The organism is Pseudooceanicola aquaeponti, assembly GCF_050897975.1.
Lineage (GTDB): Bacteria > Pseudomonadota > Alphaproteobacteria > Rhodobacterales > Rhodobacteraceae > Pseudooceanicola.
In genome coordinates this window covers 55060-71459 of sequence record NZ_JBPAXY010000007.1, presented here as the reverse complement: position 1 = coordinate 71459, position 16400 = coordinate 55060, and the positions used below count along the sequence as shown (strand labels likewise).

Sequence of the window (16400 nt, the reverse complement as noted above, 5' to 3'; positions counted from 1 at the left end):
CGCCCCTGCGCCGCTTTGCCCTTGACCCCGGGCCCGCCCCCTCGCAGCATCGCCCCCTCAGAAGAGGAGGAACCATGCGCGATCTGCACCTGCCCGGCCGCTCGGCCGTCTGGGCCGACAACGGCCTTTGCGCCACATCCCACCCCACGGCTGCCAATGCCGCGCTGGACATCCTGAAGGCCGGCGGCAATGCCATGGACGCCGCCATCGCCGGCGCCGTGGCCCTGGGGGTCTGCGAACCCGCCATGTGCGGCCTGGCGGGCGATTGCTTTGCCCTGGTGAAACCCGCGGGCCAGGATCAGGTTCTGTCCTACAACGGCTCGGGCCGGGCGCCCGCCGGGGCCTCGGCCGCCGCGCTGCGCGCCGAAGGGCTGAGCCAGATGCCCGACCGCGACGCCCGCTCGGTCACCGTGCCCGGCGCCGTGGCCGCCTTTGAAGAGATGTCGGCCCTCTGGGGCAAGCTGGGCCTGGCCGACAGCCTGGCCCCCGCGATCCAGCTGTTCGAGACCGGCGTGCCCGTCCACGCTCGCGTCGCCTTCGACTTCGCCACCTCCGCCTCCCGGCTGGACGCCACCGCCGCGCGCCACCTGATGCCCACGGGCCAGCCGCCGAAAGAGGGCGCGCGCTTCGCCCTGCCCGGCCAGGCCGAGGTGCTGCGCCGCATCGCCCGTGACGGCGCCCGCGCCTTCTACGAGGGCGAGGTGGCCGAGGACATGCTGGCGGCCCTGCGCCAGGGCGGCGGCGCCCATGAAGCCGCGGATTTCGCCGCCCAGAAGGGGATGCAGACCGACCCGATCTCGGGCGCCTACAAGGGCGCGACCCTGCACGAGCATCCGCCGAACGGCCAGGGCGCCACGGCGATCCTGATGCTGAACATCCTGAGCCATTTCGACCTGAGCGCCCTGGATCCCTTCGGCGCCGAACGCGCCCACCTGGAGGCCGAGGCGGCCAAGCTGGCCTATGCGGCCCGCAACCGTTTCATCGCCGATGCGGCCCAGGCCGAAGGCGACCGGATGCTCGACCCTGCGCTGGCCGCCGAGCTTGCCGCCCGCATCGACCCGGCCCGCGCCCAGCCCGAGGGCGCCGCCTTCGACGGCACCCCGCATCGCGACACGGTCTATATCACCGTGGTCGACCGCGACCGCATGGCGGTTTCGCTGATCTATTCGGTCTTCCACGCCTTCGGCTCTGGCCTGGGCACCGAGAAATTCGGCCTGGTCCTGCACAACCGCGGCATGGGCTTCACCCTGACCGAGGGGCACGGCAACGAACTGGCCCCGGGCAAGCGGCCGATGCACACGATCATCCCCGGAATGCTGGCCGAGAACGGCACCCCGAACCTGCCCTTCGGGGTCATGGGCGGCCAGTACCAGGCGGCGGGCCACGCCCGATTCGTCACCAACCTGCGCGACTACGGCCTGTCGCCCCAGGCAGCCATCGACGCCCCCCGCGCCTTCCCCGAAGGTGGCGCGCTGCAACTGGAACGCGGCTACGCCCCCGAGGTCGCCGCCGCGCTGGAGGCCAAGGGCCACAGGGTCACCATCCCCGACACGCCGATCGGCGGCGCCCAGGCGATCCGCATCCACGACAGCGGCGTTCTAGAAGGTGGCTCTGACCCCCGCAAGGACGGCTGCGCCATCGGCTACTAAGCCCGCGCCCCGCCCGCCTACAACTGGGCGGGCGGCCCGCCCCGGCCAGGCGCAGACCTCACCAAAGACCCGCCCCTGCATCTATTTGTTGGCCAAAAATATCCCGGGGGGGAATTTCGCCGCAGGCGAAAGGGGGGCAGAGCCCCCACCCCCGTCTCTATGTCGCGCGACGCGGCAGAGGGACCGCCCCCGGCTCAGTTCAGCTGGAAATGCAGCGGGTAATGCCCGTCCTCGAACGGGCCGAACAGATCGGGGATGTCCGGATGATCCACCGGCTCGCCCGACAGGTCCTCGACCAGGTTCTGTTCCGAGACATAGGCCACATAGTAGCTCTGATCGTTCTCGGCCAGCAGGTGATAGAAGGGCTGATCGCGCAAGGGGCGGCTGTCTTCGGGAATGGCATCATACCATTCCTCGGTGTTGCTGAATTCCGGATCGACGTCGAAGATCACACCCCGGAACGGGTGCTTCTTGTGGCGCACGATCTGGCCCAGATGATATTTCGCGTTGGTCTTCAGCATCGCCTTGCAGCTCATGAGGCCCCCTACTAACGTCTTTCCCCGGCCCTTGTCCAACCCGATGCAGCGAATTTAAAGGAAACACACTGTGAATCTCGTCCTGACAGTGCTGGAGATCACCGCGCCGGTCTTCCTGCTCGCGGCCATCGGCTTTATCTGGGTCCGCATGGGCTTCGATTACCAGATCGACTTCGTCACCCGGATGGCGATGACCCTGTCGGTGCCCTGCCTGATCTTCACCGCGCTGATGAAGACCGACATCGACCCCTCGGCCCTGACCGCCCTGTCGCTGGCCGCGGTCGGCGCCTATGGCGCGCTGACGCTGGTCACCGCGCTGGTGATGTGGGGGCTGAAACTGGAAATGCGCAGCTACCTGTCGCCGCTGATCTTCGGCAATACCGGCAACCTGGGCCTGCCGCTGGCGCTTTTCGCCTTCGGCGAGGCCGGGCTCAGCTATGCAGTGGTGGTCTTTGCGGTCATGGCGGTGTGGAACTTCACCTTCGGGGTCTGGATCGTCTCAGGCGGCGGCTCGGTGGTGCGGGCGCTGAAGGAACCGCTGCTCTGGGCCACGATCCTGGGCGGGGTCTTCCTCAGCCAGGGCTGGCACACGCCGCTTTTCCTGACCAACACGCTGGAACTGGTGGGACAGCTGGCGATCCCGCTGATGCTGATCACCCTGGGCGTGGCGGTGGCGCGGCTGCGGCCCGGCTCGATTCGCCTGGCCTCGGCCCTGTCGGTGCTGAAGGTGGTGCTTTGCGTCGCCATCTCCTGGATCATCGGGCGGGCCTTCGGCCTGGATGACGTGGCCTTCGCGGTGCTGGTGCTGCAAATCTCCACGCCGGTGGCCGTCACCTCCTACCTGCTGGCGGTGAAATACGGCGCCGATGCGGATGCGGTGGCGGGCCTCGTCGTGGTCTCGACCCTGCTGTCGGTCCTGCTGCTGCCCGCGCTGCTGGCCGTGCTGCTCTGAGCGGCCTGTCCGGGCCGCCCTGACGGGCCGATCACGCGTTTGCCAGTTTCGCCCCCGGCGCCTTTCGTGTAGACTGCCCGGAAAAGAAAAGAGCAGAAAAACGAGAGGCAGATGAGCAGAAAGCTATATGCGTTTCTGGCGATCCTCCTTGTCGCATCCTGTGGGGGCGGCCGGGACACCACGGCGCCACGCGATCTTGATAACGCCTGTTCCATCCTTCAGCAGCGCCCCCATTACGAGCGCGCCTTCGAGCGGACCGAGCGTCGCTGGGGGGTTCCCGTCCATGTGCAGATGGCGGTGATGCACCAGGAAAGCAAATTCATCGGCAATGCGCGCACCCCGCATCGCTTTGCCCTGGGGGTGATCCCGCTGGGGCGTCAAAGCTCGGCCACGGGCTACAGCCAGGCGCTGGATGGCACCTGGGAGGAATACCAGGACGAGGTCGGCGGCCGCTCTGCCAAGCGCACCGATATCGACGATGCCGCCGATTTCATGGGCTGGTACATGAATGAGACGACCCGCCGCCTGGGCATCCCGCTGGACGACGCGCGCGGCCAGTACCTGGCCTATCACGAGGGCCGGGCGGGCTATTCCCGCGGCACCTACCTGCAAAAATCCTGGCTGATCTCGGTGGCACAGAACGTCGCCGTGCGCTCGGACCTTTACGCGCAACAGCTGGCCTACTGCCGCTGAGGCCCGGCCCAATCCTCCCGTAAAACCAGAACGGCGCCCCCGATCCCGGAGGCGCCGTTTTCTGTTGCGGGGTCTTGCCGCGGGTTACCCGCCGCGCCGCGCGGTTTCCTGACGGATCGAGAACATGCCGGTGCCCAGGCGGATCCCGGTCTCCAGCTCGCCCAGGATCACCGTGGTCTGGCTGCCCGCCTCGTCGGTGATCACCCATTGCCGCAACTCGACCGGATCGCCGGTGAAGATCAGCTCGATATGGCCGTATTCCGGGTTCTCGGGATCCTGGGCGCGGACCACGGTCGAGGGCCCCTCTTCGCGGTAATCGGTCACCATGTTGTCGCGGCTCAGGTCGATCCGGTCGTCGAGGATCAGCTTCAGCGGCGTCATGTTCAGGCTGTAGGTCTCGGGCCCGCCGTTCGACTTCGGATCGAAGACCGCCACGGCATTGCCCCCCGCCATCACCAGGGCATTGTTCGGCGGGTCGTATTCGAACCGCATCCGCCCCGGGCGCAGGATGAACAAGCGACCGGTGGAAATGGTGCCATCGGCGTTCACCTGGGTGAACTTGGCCCGCGCCGTAGTCATGTCGTTCATATAGGCCGACAGATCGCGCAGCGGGATGGGATCGGCCAGCACCGGCAGGGCGGTAGCCAGGATCAGGGCGACAGGCGCCAGAAGACGGGTCAGATATGTCATGGGTTAGATGTAAGCTCCGGCTGGCTCTCGTTCCAGACACAAACGCGCGCCCCGGCCCCGGCGTTCCGCCATCGGCGCCCGCCCGCCAAGGGGGCTTTGCCCCCGCCCGCCTTGCAGGCGGCCTCCCCCAGAGTATTTCCAGCCATCGAATGGAACAAGGGCTGCCCCGCGCATCCGGCGTGCCCTACGTCCCGGCCACCGCGGGCGCGGCCCAACAGCAAGAGGGGCGGGTGCCGCATTGGCACCTCCCCTCTCTTCTCATTGCCCAAAATATCCCGGGGGCTGAGCGGCGTCTCGGGAATCGTCCGGGGGACGACTTCAGCCGCGAAGGGGCGGAGCCCGGGCGAGCCCGCGAGGGCTCAAGGGGGGCAGAGCCCCCCCCTGCGCCCTATTGCTCGGGCACCAGAACTTCGCGCTTGCCAACGTGGTTGGCGGGGCTGACGACGCCCTCTTCCTCCATCTGCTCGACCAGCCGCGCGGCCTTGTTGTAGCCGATGGCCAGCTTGCGCTGGATGTAGGAGGTGGAACACTTGCGATCCTTGATCACGATCGCCACCGCCTGATCGTAGAGCGCATCCTCGCCGCTGGTGTTGCCGCCGGTGTTCAGCCCCAGCACCGCGTCGATATCGGCCGATTTCTCGTCATCCGGGCCTTCGACCACGCCGCCCACATAGTCGGGCGGGCCATAGGCCTTCAGGTGGTTGACGATCTCTTCGACCTCTTCATCGCTGACGAACGGCCCGTGGCAACGGGTGATCTTGGCGCCGCCCGCCATATACAGCATGTCGCCCATGCCCAGAAGCTGTTCGGCGCCCATCTCGCCCAGGATGGTGCGGCTGTCGATCTTCGAGGTCACCTGGAAGGAGATCCGGGTGGGGAAGTTGGCCTTGATCGTGCCGGTGATCACGTCGACCGAGGGGCGCTGCGTGGCCATGATCAGGTGGATACCGCTCGCCCGCGCCATCTGCGCCAGGCGCTGGATGCAGGCCTCGATCTCCTTGCCTGCCACCATCATCAGGTCGGCCATCTCGTCGACGATGACGACGATATAGGGCATCTTCTCGGGCTGGATCTCTTCGGTCTCGAAGATCGGATCGCCGGTTTCCTCGTCAAAGCCCGTCTGCACGGTGCGCGAGAACATCTCGCCCTTCTTCAGGGCATCCGCCACCCGGCCGTTGTAGCCGTCGATGTTGCGCACGCCCATCTTGGACATCTTGCGATAGCGTTCTTCCATCTCGGCCACGACCCATTTCAGGGCCACCACGGCCTTCTTGGGGTCGGTCACCACGGGCGACAGCAGGTGCGGGATGCCGTCATAGACCGACAGTTCCAGCATCTTCGGGTCGATCATGATCAACCGGCAATCCTCGGGCGTCAGACGGTAGAGCAGCGACAGGATCATGGTGTTGATCGCCACCGATTTACCCGACCCGGTGGTCCCCGCGATCAGAAGGTGGGGCATCTTCGCCAGGTTGGCGATCATCGGCTCGCCGCCGATGTCCTTGCCAAGCGCCAGGGGCAGCTTCATGTGGCTGTCGCCGAAATCGCGGGCCGCCAGGATCTCGCGCAGCACCACCATCTCGCGGTTGTCGTTGGGCAGTTCGATCCCGATGACGGAGCGGCCCGGCACGGTGGACACACGGGCGGACAGCGCGGACATCGAGCGCGCGATGTCATCGGCCAGGCCGATCACGCGGCTGGCCTTCAGGCCCGGCGCCGGTTCCAGCTCGTACATGGTGACCACGGGGCCGGGGCGGACGCTGACGATCTCGCCCTTGACGCCATAGTCGTCCAGGACGTTTTCCAGCATCCGGGCGTTTTCCTCCAGGGCGTCATCGCTCAGGTGGTGACGCTGGATCGACGAGGGGCTGGTCAGCAGGGACAGCGGCGGCAGTTCGTATTCGGCCTCGGCAGGGTCGAAGGCCAGCGAGGGCTGAGCCTCGGCCTTGGCGCGGCTGGATTGCGGCACCGGCTTGCGCTCGAAGGGTTGCACCACCTTCTTGGGCTCGGCCACCGGCACCCGGGGCATCTCGCGCGGCATCGGCTCGGGGGTAGCGAAATCGGCATAGGGCGCGTCTTCGGCGGCCTCGATCTCGGCCTCATCCTCATAGGCCCCATCTTCATAGGCCGCGTCCTCATAGGTCTCGGCATAGGCCGGATCGTCGTAGCCCTCTGCCTCATAGGGTGCCTCGGCATAGGCTTCGGGGGCGGGCTGGGGGGCGCGGGCGGCGGCGGCCTCGTAGGGGTCGACCAGTTCGGCGCGCGGCAGTTCGGTGGCAGCAATCTCGGCCTCGGCCCTGTCCTCGGCGGCATAGGCCAGGCCCGCATGGCGCGGATCGGCCCCGCCCAGGCGCGGGCGGGCGGGCGCGGCGGCCCGGGCGGCGGTCAGCGGCGGTTCCGGCGGCAGGCCCTGGTCGCGGGCCGAAGTCAGCGGCGGCTCGGGGCGGTTGGTGTCCAGGATCAGCGGCGCGGGCCCCTTGCCACGCAGGCCCCGGCGGGGCGCGGCGGCGGCGCGGGCGGGCTGGCCCTGCGGCCGGGCGGGCATCGGCGCCCGGCGCGCCCGCGAGCGGACCACATCGGCGATCTTGGCGCGAATGCGTTCGTCCGAGGGCAGCTCCTCTTCGCCTGCGGCCATCAGCAGGTCATCGTCGTCCATCTCGTCCCAGTTTTGCGGCTCGGGGCGGCGGATCAGGCCCGGCAGGCGGCCCAGAAGGCGCGGCTTGGCCTCGGGTTCGGGCGCAGGCGCGGCCTCGGCATAGTCAGGCGCCTCGTCATAGGCCAGGGCGGCGCCCTCGTCGTCATACCAGGCGTCCTCGGGCGGCAGGTCGTCCTGCTGCCAATAGGCATCTTCCTGGGCGGTCAGCCGGGCATCCTGTTCATAGGCGGCAGAACGCGCCACCAGCCGCGCGTCGCGGCGGCGTTCGGCGCGGTTGCGCAGGCTGTCGCCCGCCTTGGCGGTGGCGGTGCCCGCAACGGCAAAGGCCCCCGCCGCGCCCCGGCCCAGCAGGCGGCGCAGCATCGCATAGCTCAGGACCACGGCCACCAGCAGCCAGCGGAACCCCAGACGGATCTCGGCCATGGTCACCCCCGCCACGTAGATCCCGAGCGCCAGCGCCGCAGGCCCCATCACCAGCCCGGCCAGTTTCAGCGAGGTCGAGACGGTCATCGGCGACAGGCCAATCAGCGCGCCCAGCACCGTATCGCCAAAGAGCCCCCCCAGCCCGAAGGCATGGGGCCAGGCGTCAGAGGTGTTGAGCGTGCCCCCATAGACCGACAGCAGCACCACGAAGACCGGCGCGAAGACCAGGCGGCCCACGGGCGCCTCATCCGCCACATGCAGGCCAAAGCGCAGCCCCCAGATCACCGCCAGCGCCGCCAGCGCCCAGCCCCCGATGCCGATCACCATGATCACCGGCGCCGAGATCGAGGCGCCGAAGAGGCCCAGCCAGTTGCGCACCGGCGCGTCCGAGGCCGACAACCAGGACGGATCCGAAGGGGTATAGCTGTAAAGCATCGCGGCCAGGATCAGCCCGGCCACCAGCAGGGCGACGCCCAGCAATTCCTTGCCGCGCTTCTCGATCGCCTCTTGCATCGAGCTGTCGAAGAGGGGGTCACGTTTCGTCTGGTAGGCCATGCTGTCCGCTCCTCGTCAATCCCACAGGCAGGCGCGCAGCTTTTCCAGCCCCGTCACCATCTCGTCGCGCGGCGCCACCATGGCGACACGAATATAGCCGCGACCGGGGTTCCCCGCCTCGGTCTCGCGGCTGAGGTAGGCGCCGGGCAGAACCCGCACACCGGTCTCGGTCCACAGTTTCACCGCCGCTGCCTCGCCATCTTCGACGGGCAGCCAGAGGAAGAACCCGGCCTCGGGGCCCTGATAGCCGGGCACACCGCCCAGCACCTGGTCGGCGGCCTGGTATTTCTGTTGGTAGAGGGCGCGGTTCTCGGTCACATGCACCTCATCCGCCCAGACCCGTTCCGCCACCCGTTGCAGCGGCAGCGGCAACGGCGCACCGGCATAGGCGCGCAGCTGGCGGATGCGGCGGATCGACTGCGGGCCGCCCGCGACGAAGCCAGAGCGCAGCCCGGGCAGGTTCGAGCGTTTCGACAGCGACTGGAAGATCAGCACCCGTTCCGGGTCGGCGCCCAGCTCGGCGGCGATCTCAAGCGCACCCGTGGGCGCCGCGTCGCGCCAGATCTCGGAATAGCATTCATCCGAGAAAAGCTGGAAATCCCACTTCTCCGCCAGCCCCAGCAGATCGCGCCAATAGGCGGGCGAGGCCACGGCGCCCTGCGGGTTGGCAGGCGAACAGATAAAGGCCGCGACGGTGCGGTTCAGCACGTCCTCGGGCAGGCTGGCATAGTCGGGCAGATGCCCCGTTTCAGCGGTGGCGGGCACGAAGACCGGCTCGGCGCCCACCGAAATGGCCGCGATCATGTAGACCTGGTAGAAGGGGTTGGGGATCAGCACCACCGGGCGCTGGCCGCGTTTCTCTTCCGGGCAAAGGGCCATGCCGACGTTATACAGCCCCTCGCGGGTGCCGTTCAGCGGCATCACCTGGGTGGCGGGGTCCATCGCCACGCCATAGCGCCGGGCGATCCAATCGGTGATCGCCGCCTGCAACTCGGGCGTGCCGTCGTTGGGGGGGTATTTTGCAAAACCGGCGACGTTCTCGGACAGCACCTGGCCCACCCAGTCCGGAAACGGGTGCTTGGGCTCTCCGATCGTCATATGCGTCACCTCACCGCCCGGCTCGATATGATCGAGCAGCGCGCGCAGGCGCGGGAACGCATATTCCGGAAGGTTCGAAAACCGCTCTGGAAACATCTAAAACTGCCTCTGGATCGGGGTCGTTTCGCCCCGTTTATCCCGGCAGACTAACCCATTAGGCGGCGCCCCGTCCAGCGGTCTTGCCCTTTGGCAACACCGATGTTGCATCGAAACCGCGCCCAGACCGGCGCGCGCGCCCGGCGTGTGGCGTCAGGCCGCGCCCAGAGCGGCCTCGGCGGCACAGGCCACGCGGGCCAGGGCCTCTTCGCCCATGGGCCGCCCCAAAAGCATCAGACCGCAGGCCGGGGTGCCCGTGGGCAGGGAATAGCCCGGCAGCCCCATCATGTTCCCCACCCGGGTGTTGCGCAGGGCCAACAGATTTTCGGTGACGTAATAGGCGTGATCGGCCAGCATCCGGTCGGCATCGGGCGGCAGGATGGGCGAGGTGGGCATCAGCACCGCGTCATAGGCCCCCATGCGGGCATTCCAGGCGGCGCGGGCCTGATACACGGCCTCCCAGGCGGCGACATAGTCGGGCGCGCTGACCAGGGCGCCGCTGCGGAACCGCTCCAGGATCTCGGGGAACATCTTTTCGGGGGCGGCCTCGATCACCTCGGACCACAGGCCGTAGGCCTCGGGGGCGAAAAGCTTGGCCGCCAGGGGGGCCACGGTGTCGTATTCCGGCGCGCTGACCGGCACGACCTCGGCGCCCGCCTCGGCCAGCACGGCGACCGCGCGGCGGTAGGCGGCCAAGGGTTCGGAGCGGATGTCGTCCAGCACATGGGTTTCCAGCGTCGCCAGGCGCAGGCCCCGCAGGCTGGCCCCCGTCAGATCCGGCGCCGCGCGCCCCTCGACCGCCGACAAGAGCAACACCGCGTCGCGCACCGAGCGGGCCAGCGGCCCCACGGTATCGAACCGCTTGGCCAGGGGCACCACGCCCTCCAGGCTGACCCGGCCGCTGGTGGTCTTCAGCCCCACCAGGTTGTTCCAGGCCGAGGGGATGCGTACCGAGCCCCCGGTGTCGGACCCGATCCCCCCCGCCGCCAGGCCGAAGGCCACCGAGGCCGCAGCGCCCGAGGAGGAGCCCCCCGGCACCCAATCGGGGTTGTTGACGTTGGGCGAGGTGGCGGTGATCGGGTTCAGCCCGATCCCCGAAAAGGCCAGTTCCGACATATGGGTCTTGCCCAGGCAGACCAGCCCCGCCTGGCTGGCGTTGCGCAGCACCCGGGCGTCCTCGGCGGGCACGCGACCGGCCAGCAGGGCGCTGCCCGCCTCGGTCGCCACACCGGCGCTGTCGAACAGGTCTTTCCAACTGATCGGCACCCCGTCCAGCGGGTGCAGCCGGGTGCCGTTCTGCGCCCGCGCGCGGGAAGCTTCGGCCTCGGCCAGGGCGCGGTCGGGCGTGGTGCGGGCATAGATGCGGGCGGCCTCGGGATGGGCGTCGATGGCGGCCAGATAGGTCTCTGCCAGGGCCAGCGGGTCGATCTCGCCCCGTGCGATCCCCGCGCCCAGCTCTGCCGCTTCCATCCACAGCCAGTCCTGCATGACACCCTCGCCCTTTTGCCGGTCCCCATTGCCGCGCGACGGTAGCGGCAGCCGGGCGCATGGACAATCCCGCCCGGGGGCGCATATTCACCCCCAGGATCAAAAGAGGCGATGCCATGAGCGATGCGAGCGAAAGTCACAGCGATCTGCTGATCGTGGGCGGCGGGCTGAACGGCCCCGCCCTGGCCCTGGCGGCGGCCCGCGCGGGCCTGACCAGCACCATCATCGACGCCATGCCCCGCGCCCGGATGGAAGACAGCGCCTTCGACGGCCGCGCCTATGCCCTGGCCCTGGCCTCGGTCCGGCTGCTGCGCGCCATCGGCGTCTGGGACCGGATCGAGGGGCACAGCCAACCGATGCTGGACATCAAGGTCAGCGATGGCCGCGCAGGCGAAGGCCCCTCACCGCTCTGGCTGCATTTCGACCATGCCGAGATCGAGGAAGGCCCTATGGGCCATATGGTCGAAGACCGCTACCTGCGCCGCGCCCTGCTGGAGGAGATGGCCGAACGGCCCGAGATCACCGTGCGGAACGAGATCCGGGTGACCGACCAGCAGACCGGCCCCGAGGGCGCCTCGGTCACGCTGTCGACGGGCGAGGTGCTGCGCGGCCAGGTGGTGATCGGCTGCGACGGCAAGACCAGCGCCACGGCGCAGCGCGCGGGCATCCGCCGCCATGGCTGGGGCTATGGGCAAACCGCCCTGGTCTGCGCCATCGCCCATGAAAAACCCCACCACGGGGTGGCGCATCAGTTCTTCATGCCGCCGGGGCCGCTGGCCATCCTGCCCCTGCCCGGCAACCGGTCCTCCATCGTCTGGAGCGAGCGGGACGCCACCGCCCAGGCCATCCAGGCCCTGCCCGATGATCAATACCTGGAGGCCCTGCGCCCCCGCTTCGGCGATTTCCTGGGCGAGATTTCCCTGGAGGGGCAGCGGTTCCTTTACCCCCTCGTCCTGTCGATCTGCGAGGAGTTCGCGGGCTGGCGCCTGGCCCTGGTGGGCGACGCGGCCCATGGGATGCATCCGATCGCGGGCCAGGGACTGAACGCGGGCCTGCGCGACGTGGGCGCCCTGGCGCAGGTGCTGTCCGAGGCGCGGGCGCGGGGCGAGGACATCGGCGCGCTGGACGTGCTGAAGCGCTATGAGGAATGGCGCCGTTTCGACACCGCCAGCCTGGCCATGGCGACGGATCTGACCAACAAGCTGTTTTCCAACGACAATCCGATCCTGCGCGCCGGGCGCGACCTGGGTCTGGGGCTGGTGAACCGCCTGCCCGGCCTGCGCCGCACCTTCATCCGCGAGGCCGCGGGCCTGACCGGCGACCTGCCCGACCTGATGCGCTAGGCGCGTCGGGGCCGGGCTTTCGGCAAGGCCCGGTTATGGCGGGGTCACCCCCGCCCTACGTGCCCTGTCGCCCGGGCTTGCCTCGCCGCGCCCCGAAAACCCGCGCGCCCGGACCGATCCCGCGCCCAAGCACCCCCAGACACGAAAAACCCCGCCGCCCGCAGGCGACAGGGTCCATCATGTCCCACCGGGGCGCGGGCCTCAGCGCAGCGCGCGGGCCTCGTCGACCAGCATGACCGGGATGCCGTTGCGGATCGGGAAGGCCAGGCCTGCGGCCTCGGAAATCAGCTCTTCCGCCGCCGCGTCGTAGCGCAGGGTGGTCTGGGTCTGCGGGCAGACCAGCGCCTCCAGCATCCGGCGGTCGAAAAGGGTTTGGGGCGTCTCGCTCATTGCAGCAGTTCCTGTCCGTCGCCGCCCCGCAGGGCGTATTCCAAAAGCGTCACCAGCGTCTCGCGCCGGGTTGTCAGCGAGGGCGCCTCGAGCAGCGCCTGTTTCTCATCATTGGAGAAATTCAGCAGCATCGACAAGGAGTTGATGAGCAATTCATCATCCGCTTCGGTCAGCGTCTCCCAGTCGGTCGACAGGCCCTGATCGTCGAAATAGCGCGACAGCAGGGCCATGAAGGACTCGCGCCGAAAACCCGGGTCGCTGTCATTAGGGGCCAGGTCGGCCTCGAACCCGGCCCAGTCGACCGAGACCCGGCGATAGGGGGTGAAACCGCTGACCTCGTCCCGCACGCGGTAGCGCGACACGCCCGCCAGGGTGATCATATAGCGCCCATCCTCGGTTTCCGAGAACTGCGTCACCCGGCCCGCACAGCCGATGCGGTGCAGCCCGTACTGCCCCACCCCCGCCATCTCGTTGGGCTGGATCATCCCGATCAGGCGATGCGGCGTCTTCAGCACATCCTCGAACATCGCCAGATAGCGCGGTTCGAACAGATGCAGCGGCAGACGGGCGCGCGGCAAAAGCAGCGCGCCCGGCAGCGGGAAGATGGGAAGGACCTCGGGAAGATCGGCGGGCGTCATCATCTGGTACAAGCTAGACCGCATGGCGCACCGGGAAAGAGGGTCAGGCGAAAATCATCGACGACAATTTGCGCCGTCCGTTCAGCACGATCGGATCCTGCGGCTTCAGCGCGTCGAAGATGGTGAAAAGCTGCTGCTTGGCGGCGGCCTCGTTCCACTCGCGGTCGCGGCGGAACAGCTCCAGCAGTTGATCCACGGCCTCTTGCACCTGACCCGCGGCGTGCAGGGCCAGGGCCAGGTCGAACCGCGCCTGATGGTCGTCGGGGTTGGCCTCGACCTTGGCGGTCAGCTCGGCCACCGGGCCCGCCTCGGCCGCCTGCTTGGCCAGTTCCAGCTGAGCATGGGCCGCCTCCAGCTCGGGCGCGGTACTGATCTCGGCCGGTGCGCCGTTCAGGATCGCCTCGGCCTGATCGACCTCGTCCAGCGCCAGATAGGCGCGAACCAGGCCGCCATAGGCGGCGGCGTTGTTGGCGTCTTCCTGCAAGATCGCGGCAAAGGTCTGGGCCGCATCGGCGGCGGCACCTTCGGCCAGCATCTCTTCGGCGGCGGCCACCGCATCGGCCAGGCCGTTATCGGCGCCGGGCGACATCTCGACCAGCTTGTCGACGAATTTCTGCACCTCGGAGGCCGGCAGCGCCCCCTGGAACCCGTCCACCGGCTGCCCCTGGAAGAAGGCATAGACCGTGGGGATCGACTGCACCCGCATCTGGCCCGCGATCATCTGGTTCTCGTCGACGTTGACCTTGGCCATGCGCACCGCGCCGCCCGCGGCATTCACCGCCGCCTCCAGCGCCGGGCCAAGCTGCTTGCAGGGGCCGCACCAGGGCGCCCAGAAGTCGACGATGACCGGCACCTCCTGGCTGGCCTCGACCACGTCCTGCATGAAGGTCGCTTCGCTGACATCCTTGACGTAATCGCCCTTGGGCGCGTCGCTGTTCTGGCCGGTTCCAAGCTCGATCATGGCGGGCTTCCTCGATAGTGTCTGTCGTCACGCGTGTCGCGCGCGGGGCTTCCATTGCGCGCCTTCGCGCATCTCGACTTTAGCGCGCGCCTCCGCGCGCGGGGGCTTTCCGCCTATATGGACCCTTCGCGGGCGTTTTCCAAGCGGCAGAGGGACGCGGGCGGCGGGGGGTGTGCAGCGAGGAGGCCCCACCCCCGCCGCGCATAGCCGCCCTGCGCCTGCGCAGACCCGCCTCGCCTTGCCTTCGCGCCGTCGCCACGGCTAACTGGCGCGACGAAAGGCCCCCCATGACCCTGCGGATCTCGAACCTGCCCGCCTCCCCTCGCCATGACCGGATCACCGGGGCGCTGTTGTGTCTGGCGGTGCTGGGGGTGGTGCTGGGCGCCTTTACCGGCTGGGCCGGGGCGGCCTGGCTGGCCGGGGGCGCGACGCTGGCGGTCATCCTGTGGCTGACGCCCACGGTGCGCGCGGGCCGTCAGGTCTTTGTCCTGCTGGGCGCGGCGCTGGCCCTTTATGCATTGATCGCGGCGCCCGACGCGGGCCCGGTGCTGGCGGCCGCGCTGGCGCAGGGCAGTTTCATCCTGGCCTTCTTCTGTGCCCTGGCCACCCTGCGCCATGCGGCGGAACTGTCGGACAGCATCACCCGCGCCGCCGTCTATCTGGCGCAGCAGCCGCCGGGGCGGCGCTATACCGCGCTGACGCTCGGGGCGCAGATCTTCGCCCTGGTGCTGAACTACGGGTCGATCTCGCTTCTGGGGACCATGGCGCGCAGTTCGGCGCGCAGCGAACCGGACCCCGAAATCGCCCGGATCCGCACCCGCCGGATGCTGCTGGCGGTGCAGCGCGGCTTTGCCGCCTCGCTGGTCTGGTCGCCCCTGGCCCTGGCGGTGGTCATCTCGACCACGGTGATCCCCGGGGCCACCTGGGGCGGTGTCGTGCTGCCCTCGCTGGTCTCGGCGGCGCTGATGTCGGGGATCGGCTGGGCCCTGGACCGGGCGTTCAAGCCGAAACTGCGCCCCGATCAGGTGCCCAGCCGGGCCGACCCGGGCCAAAGCGGCGGGCCGCGCCTGCTGCTGCCGGTTCTGGCGCTGCTGGCGCTGATCGCTCTGCCGGTCTGGGGGATCCACCTGGGCACCGGCCTGCCCGCCTCGCGCATCGTGCTGGCGGTGGTGCCGCTGGTGGCGGCGGTCTGGCTGTGGCGTATGGGCCCGGCGGGGGCGCGCGGGCGCTATCTGGCGCAGCATTCGGGCGCCTTCCTCTTCTCGGAACTGCCTGCGCTGCGCTCGGAAATCGTGCTGCTGACCATGGCGGGCTTTTTGGGCACCGGGGCGGGCACGCTTCTGTCGCCTTTGGTGCTGGCCGCGGGGCTGGATCTGACGGCGCTGCCGGTCTGGCTGATCCTGGTGCTGCCGATCTGGCTGATCCCACTGGGCGGGCAGATCGGCATGAACCCGATCCTTTTCGTCTCGCTCTTCGGCCCGCTTCTGCCCACGCCCGAGGCCCTGGGCATCTCGCCCCTGCCCATGGTGCTGGCCTTCACCGGGGGCTGGGCCATGTCCGGCGTCACCTCGCCCTTCACCGCCTCGGTGATGCTGACCGCGCGCCTGGGCGACATGGAGGTGTCCGAGGTCAGCCACCGCTGGAACGGCCCCTATGTGCTGATCCTCGGCCTGGCCCTGTCGGCCTGGGTGCTGCTGCTGGTCTGAGGGGCGCGCGCCCCCTCAGTGCAACCCGTTCAGATCCAGCCGCGACATCAGCAGCGGGGCGAAGAAGAGCAGCGCCAGTTCGGGCAGCCAACCGGAATAAAGCAGGATCGACCCGGTGAACTCCTGCCCCTTGAAGGTGAAGGAGACGAAGTCCGACAGGAAGACCAGCATCTCCCAGACCGCGCCGGGGCCGCCCGCCAGCGTGTCGAGGGCCGCATCGAACCCGATGCGCAGGCTGAACCAGATCAGCAGGGCCACCCCCAGATTGAGAACCCCGCCCAGCAGGGCCAGCGGCAGGCGCCGCGCGCGGGGCATCGGCAGGGCGGAATAGACCAGGCACAGCAACAGCATCAGTGTCAGGGTCGCGCCAGTGGCCGGGACCACCAGGAAGGGCACCAGCGTTACCGCCAGCGTCTCGATCGCCGCGCCGACAGCCCCTGCGACCAGCGCCAGCAGCGACCAGCCCAGGGCCGATCTGTTGTCCTCGTCCTGTTGATAGGTCATCGCAAATCCCTCCGTCCAAAAC

The 16400-nt window shown here is 68.9% G+C and carries 14 protein-coding genes; 5 read left to right on the top strand and 9 right to left on the bottom strand.

The features are described 5' to 3' along the window. Window positions 1–74: 74 nt before the first annotated feature. Window positions 75–1649, top strand: coding sequence for a gamma-glutamyltransferase family protein (locus ACRARE_RS17530; protein WP_432657760.1), 1575 nt, complete (start codon window positions 75–77; stop codon window positions 1647–1649). A 194-nt stretch (window positions 1650–1843) separates the two neighbouring features. Here ACRARE_RS17530 and hspQ read toward each other — a convergent pair whose 3' ends face one another. Next, a complete protein-coding gene (gene hspQ / locus ACRARE_RS17525) occupies window positions 1844–2170 on the bottom strand; it encodes a heat shock protein HspQ (RefSeq protein WP_432658054.1) in 327 nt (108 codons plus the stop codon). A gap of 85 nt (window positions 2171–2255) precedes the next feature. Here hspQ and ACRARE_RS17520 point away from each other — a divergent pair, with 85 nt between their 5' ends. Together ACRARE_RS17520 and ACRARE_RS17515 are read left to right on the top strand one after the other, a co-directional pair. Next, complete coding sequence (locus ACRARE_RS17520; RefSeq protein WP_432657759.1) at window positions 2256–3137, top strand: AEC family transporter; 882 nt, start codon at window positions 2256–2258, stop codon at window positions 3135–3137. Between the two features lie 111 nt (window positions 3138–3248). After that, entirely contained in the window at window positions 3249–3830 is a 582-nt protein-coding gene (locus ACRARE_RS17515) for a transglycosylase SLT domain-containing protein (protein ID WP_432657758.1), read from the top strand. An 84-nt stretch (window positions 3831–3914) separates the two neighbouring features. Here ACRARE_RS17515 and ACRARE_RS17510 read toward each other — a convergent pair whose 3' ends face one another. The 4 genes from ACRARE_RS17510 to ACRARE_RS17495 all read right to left on the bottom strand — a co-directional run bounded on the left by ACRARE_RS17510 (window position 3915) and on the right by ACRARE_RS17495 (window position 10836). Beyond that, the gene (locus ACRARE_RS17510; protein WP_432657757.1) at window positions 3915–4520 is read right to left on the bottom strand and encodes a LolA family protein; all 606 of its coding nucleotides are present in this window, start codon (window positions 4518–4520) and stop codon (window positions 3915–3917) included. A gap of 388 nt (window positions 4521–4908) precedes the next feature. After that, a complete protein-coding gene (locus ACRARE_RS17505) occupies window positions 4909–8154 on the bottom strand; it encodes a DNA translocase FtsK 4TM domain-containing protein (protein WP_432657756.1) in 3246 nt (1081 codons plus the stop codon). A 15-nt stretch (window positions 8155–8169) separates the two neighbouring features. Continuing rightward, entirely contained in the window at window positions 8170–9348 is a 1179-nt protein-coding gene (locus ACRARE_RS17500) for an aminotransferase class I/II-fold pyridoxal phosphate-dependent enzyme (RefSeq protein WP_432657755.1), read from the bottom strand. Between the two features lie 153 nt (window positions 9349–9501). Next, complete coding sequence (locus ACRARE_RS17495) at window positions 9502–10836, bottom strand: amidase (protein WP_432657754.1); 1335 nt, start codon at window positions 10834–10836, stop codon at window positions 9502–9504. Between the two features lie 59 nt (window positions 10837–10895). On the opposite strand from ACRARE_RS17495, the gene ACRARE_RS17490 reads away from it, so the two are divergent. Then, complete coding sequence (locus tag ACRARE_RS17490) at window positions 10896–12179, top strand: FAD-dependent monooxygenase (protein WP_432657753.1); 1284 nt, start codon at window positions 10896–10898, stop codon at window positions 12177–12179. 201 nt (window positions 12180–12380) lie between these two features. Here the strand turns inward: ACRARE_RS17490 and ACRARE_RS17485 are convergent, their stop codons facing one another. From ACRARE_RS17485 to ACRARE_RS17475, 3 genes are read right to left on the bottom strand one after another with little or no spacing between them, the layout of a single operon-like run. Then, complete coding sequence (locus tag ACRARE_RS17485; RefSeq protein WP_432657752.1) at window positions 12381–12569, bottom strand: Trm112 family protein; 189 nt, start codon at window positions 12567–12569, stop codon at window positions 12381–12383. Continuing rightward, the gene (locus tag ACRARE_RS17480) at window positions 12566–13210 is read right to left on the bottom strand and encodes an LON peptidase substrate-binding domain-containing protein (RefSeq protein WP_432658053.1); all 645 of its coding nucleotides are present in this window, start codon (window positions 13208–13210) and stop codon (window positions 12566–12568) included. The genes ACRARE_RS17485 and ACRARE_RS17480 overlap by 4 nt, the downstream gene beginning before the upstream one ends. Window positions 13211–13250: 40 nt before the next feature. After that, the gene (locus ACRARE_RS17475) at window positions 13251–14168 is read right to left on the bottom strand and encodes a tetratricopeptide repeat protein (RefSeq protein WP_432657751.1); all 918 of its coding nucleotides are present in this window, start codon (window positions 14166–14168) and stop codon (window positions 13251–13253) included. A gap of 287 nt (window positions 14169–14455) precedes the next feature. Here ACRARE_RS17475 and ACRARE_RS17470 point away from each other — a divergent pair, with 287 nt between their 5' ends. Then, window positions 14456–15874: a hypothetical protein gene (locus tag ACRARE_RS17470; protein WP_432657750.1), complete on the top strand. Its 1419-nt coding sequence runs from the start codon at window positions 14456–14458 to the stop codon at window positions 15872–15874. A gap of 15 nt (window positions 15875–15889) precedes the next feature. Here ACRARE_RS17470 and ACRARE_RS17465 read toward each other — a convergent pair whose 3' ends face one another. Next, window positions 15890–16378, bottom strand: coding sequence for a hypothetical protein (locus ACRARE_RS17465; RefSeq protein ID WP_432657749.1), 489 nt, complete (start codon window positions 16376–16378; stop codon window positions 15890–15892). Between the last annotated feature and the right edge of the window lie 22 nt (window positions 16379–16400).

Bases quoted from the DNA above. Each gene is read 5' to 3' on its own strand.
- ACRARE_RS17485 (WP_432657752.1), bottom strand. From the start codon at position 12,569: ATGAGCGAGACGCCCCAAACCCTTTTCGACCGCCGGATGCTGGAGGCG.
- ACRARE_RS17530 (WP_432657760.1), top strand. From the start codon at position 75: ATGCGCGATCTGCACCTGCCCGGCCGCTCGGCCGTCTGGGCCGACAAC.
- ACRARE_RS17465 (WP_432657749.1), bottom strand. From the start codon at position 16,378: ATGACCTATCAACAGGACGAGGACAACAGATCGGCCCTGGGCTGGTCG.
- ACRARE_RS17490 (WP_432657753.1), top strand. From the start codon at position 10,896: ATGGACAATCCCGCCCGGGGGCGCATATTCACCCCCAGGATCAAAAGA.
- ACRARE_RS17480 (WP_432658053.1), bottom strand. From the start codon at position 13,210: ATGATGACGCCCGCCGATCTTCCCGAGGTCCTTCCCATCTTCCCGCTG.
- ACRARE_RS17505 (WP_432657756.1), bottom strand. From the start codon at position 8,154: ATGGCCTACCAGACGAAACGTGACCCCCTCTTCGACAGCTCGATGCAA.
- ACRARE_RS17470 (WP_432657750.1), top strand. From the start codon at position 14,456: ATGACCCTGCGGATCTCGAACCTGCCCGCCTCCCCTCGCCATGACCGG.
- ACRARE_RS17510 (WP_432657757.1), bottom strand. From the start codon at position 4,520: ATGACATATCTGACCCGTCTTCTGGCGCCTGTCGCCCTGATCCTGGCT.
- ACRARE_RS17495 (WP_432657754.1), bottom strand. From the start codon at position 10,836: ATGCAGGACTGGCTGTGGATGGAAGCGGCAGAGCTGGGCGCGGGGATC.
- ACRARE_RS17475 (WP_432657751.1), bottom strand. From the start codon at position 14,168: ATGATCGAGCTTGGAACCGGCCAGAACAGCGACGCGCCCAAGGGCGAT.
- ACRARE_RS17500 (WP_432657755.1), bottom strand. From the start codon at position 9,348: ATGTTTCCAGAGCGGTTTTCGAACCTTCCGGAATATGCGTTCCCGCGC.
- hspQ (WP_432658054.1), bottom strand. From the start codon at position 2,170: ATGCTGAAGACCAACGCGAAATATCATCTGGGCCAGATCGTGCGCCAC.
- ACRARE_RS17515 (WP_432657758.1), top strand. From the start codon at position 3,249: ATGAGCAGAAAGCTATATGCGTTTCTGGCGATCCTCCTTGTCGCATCC.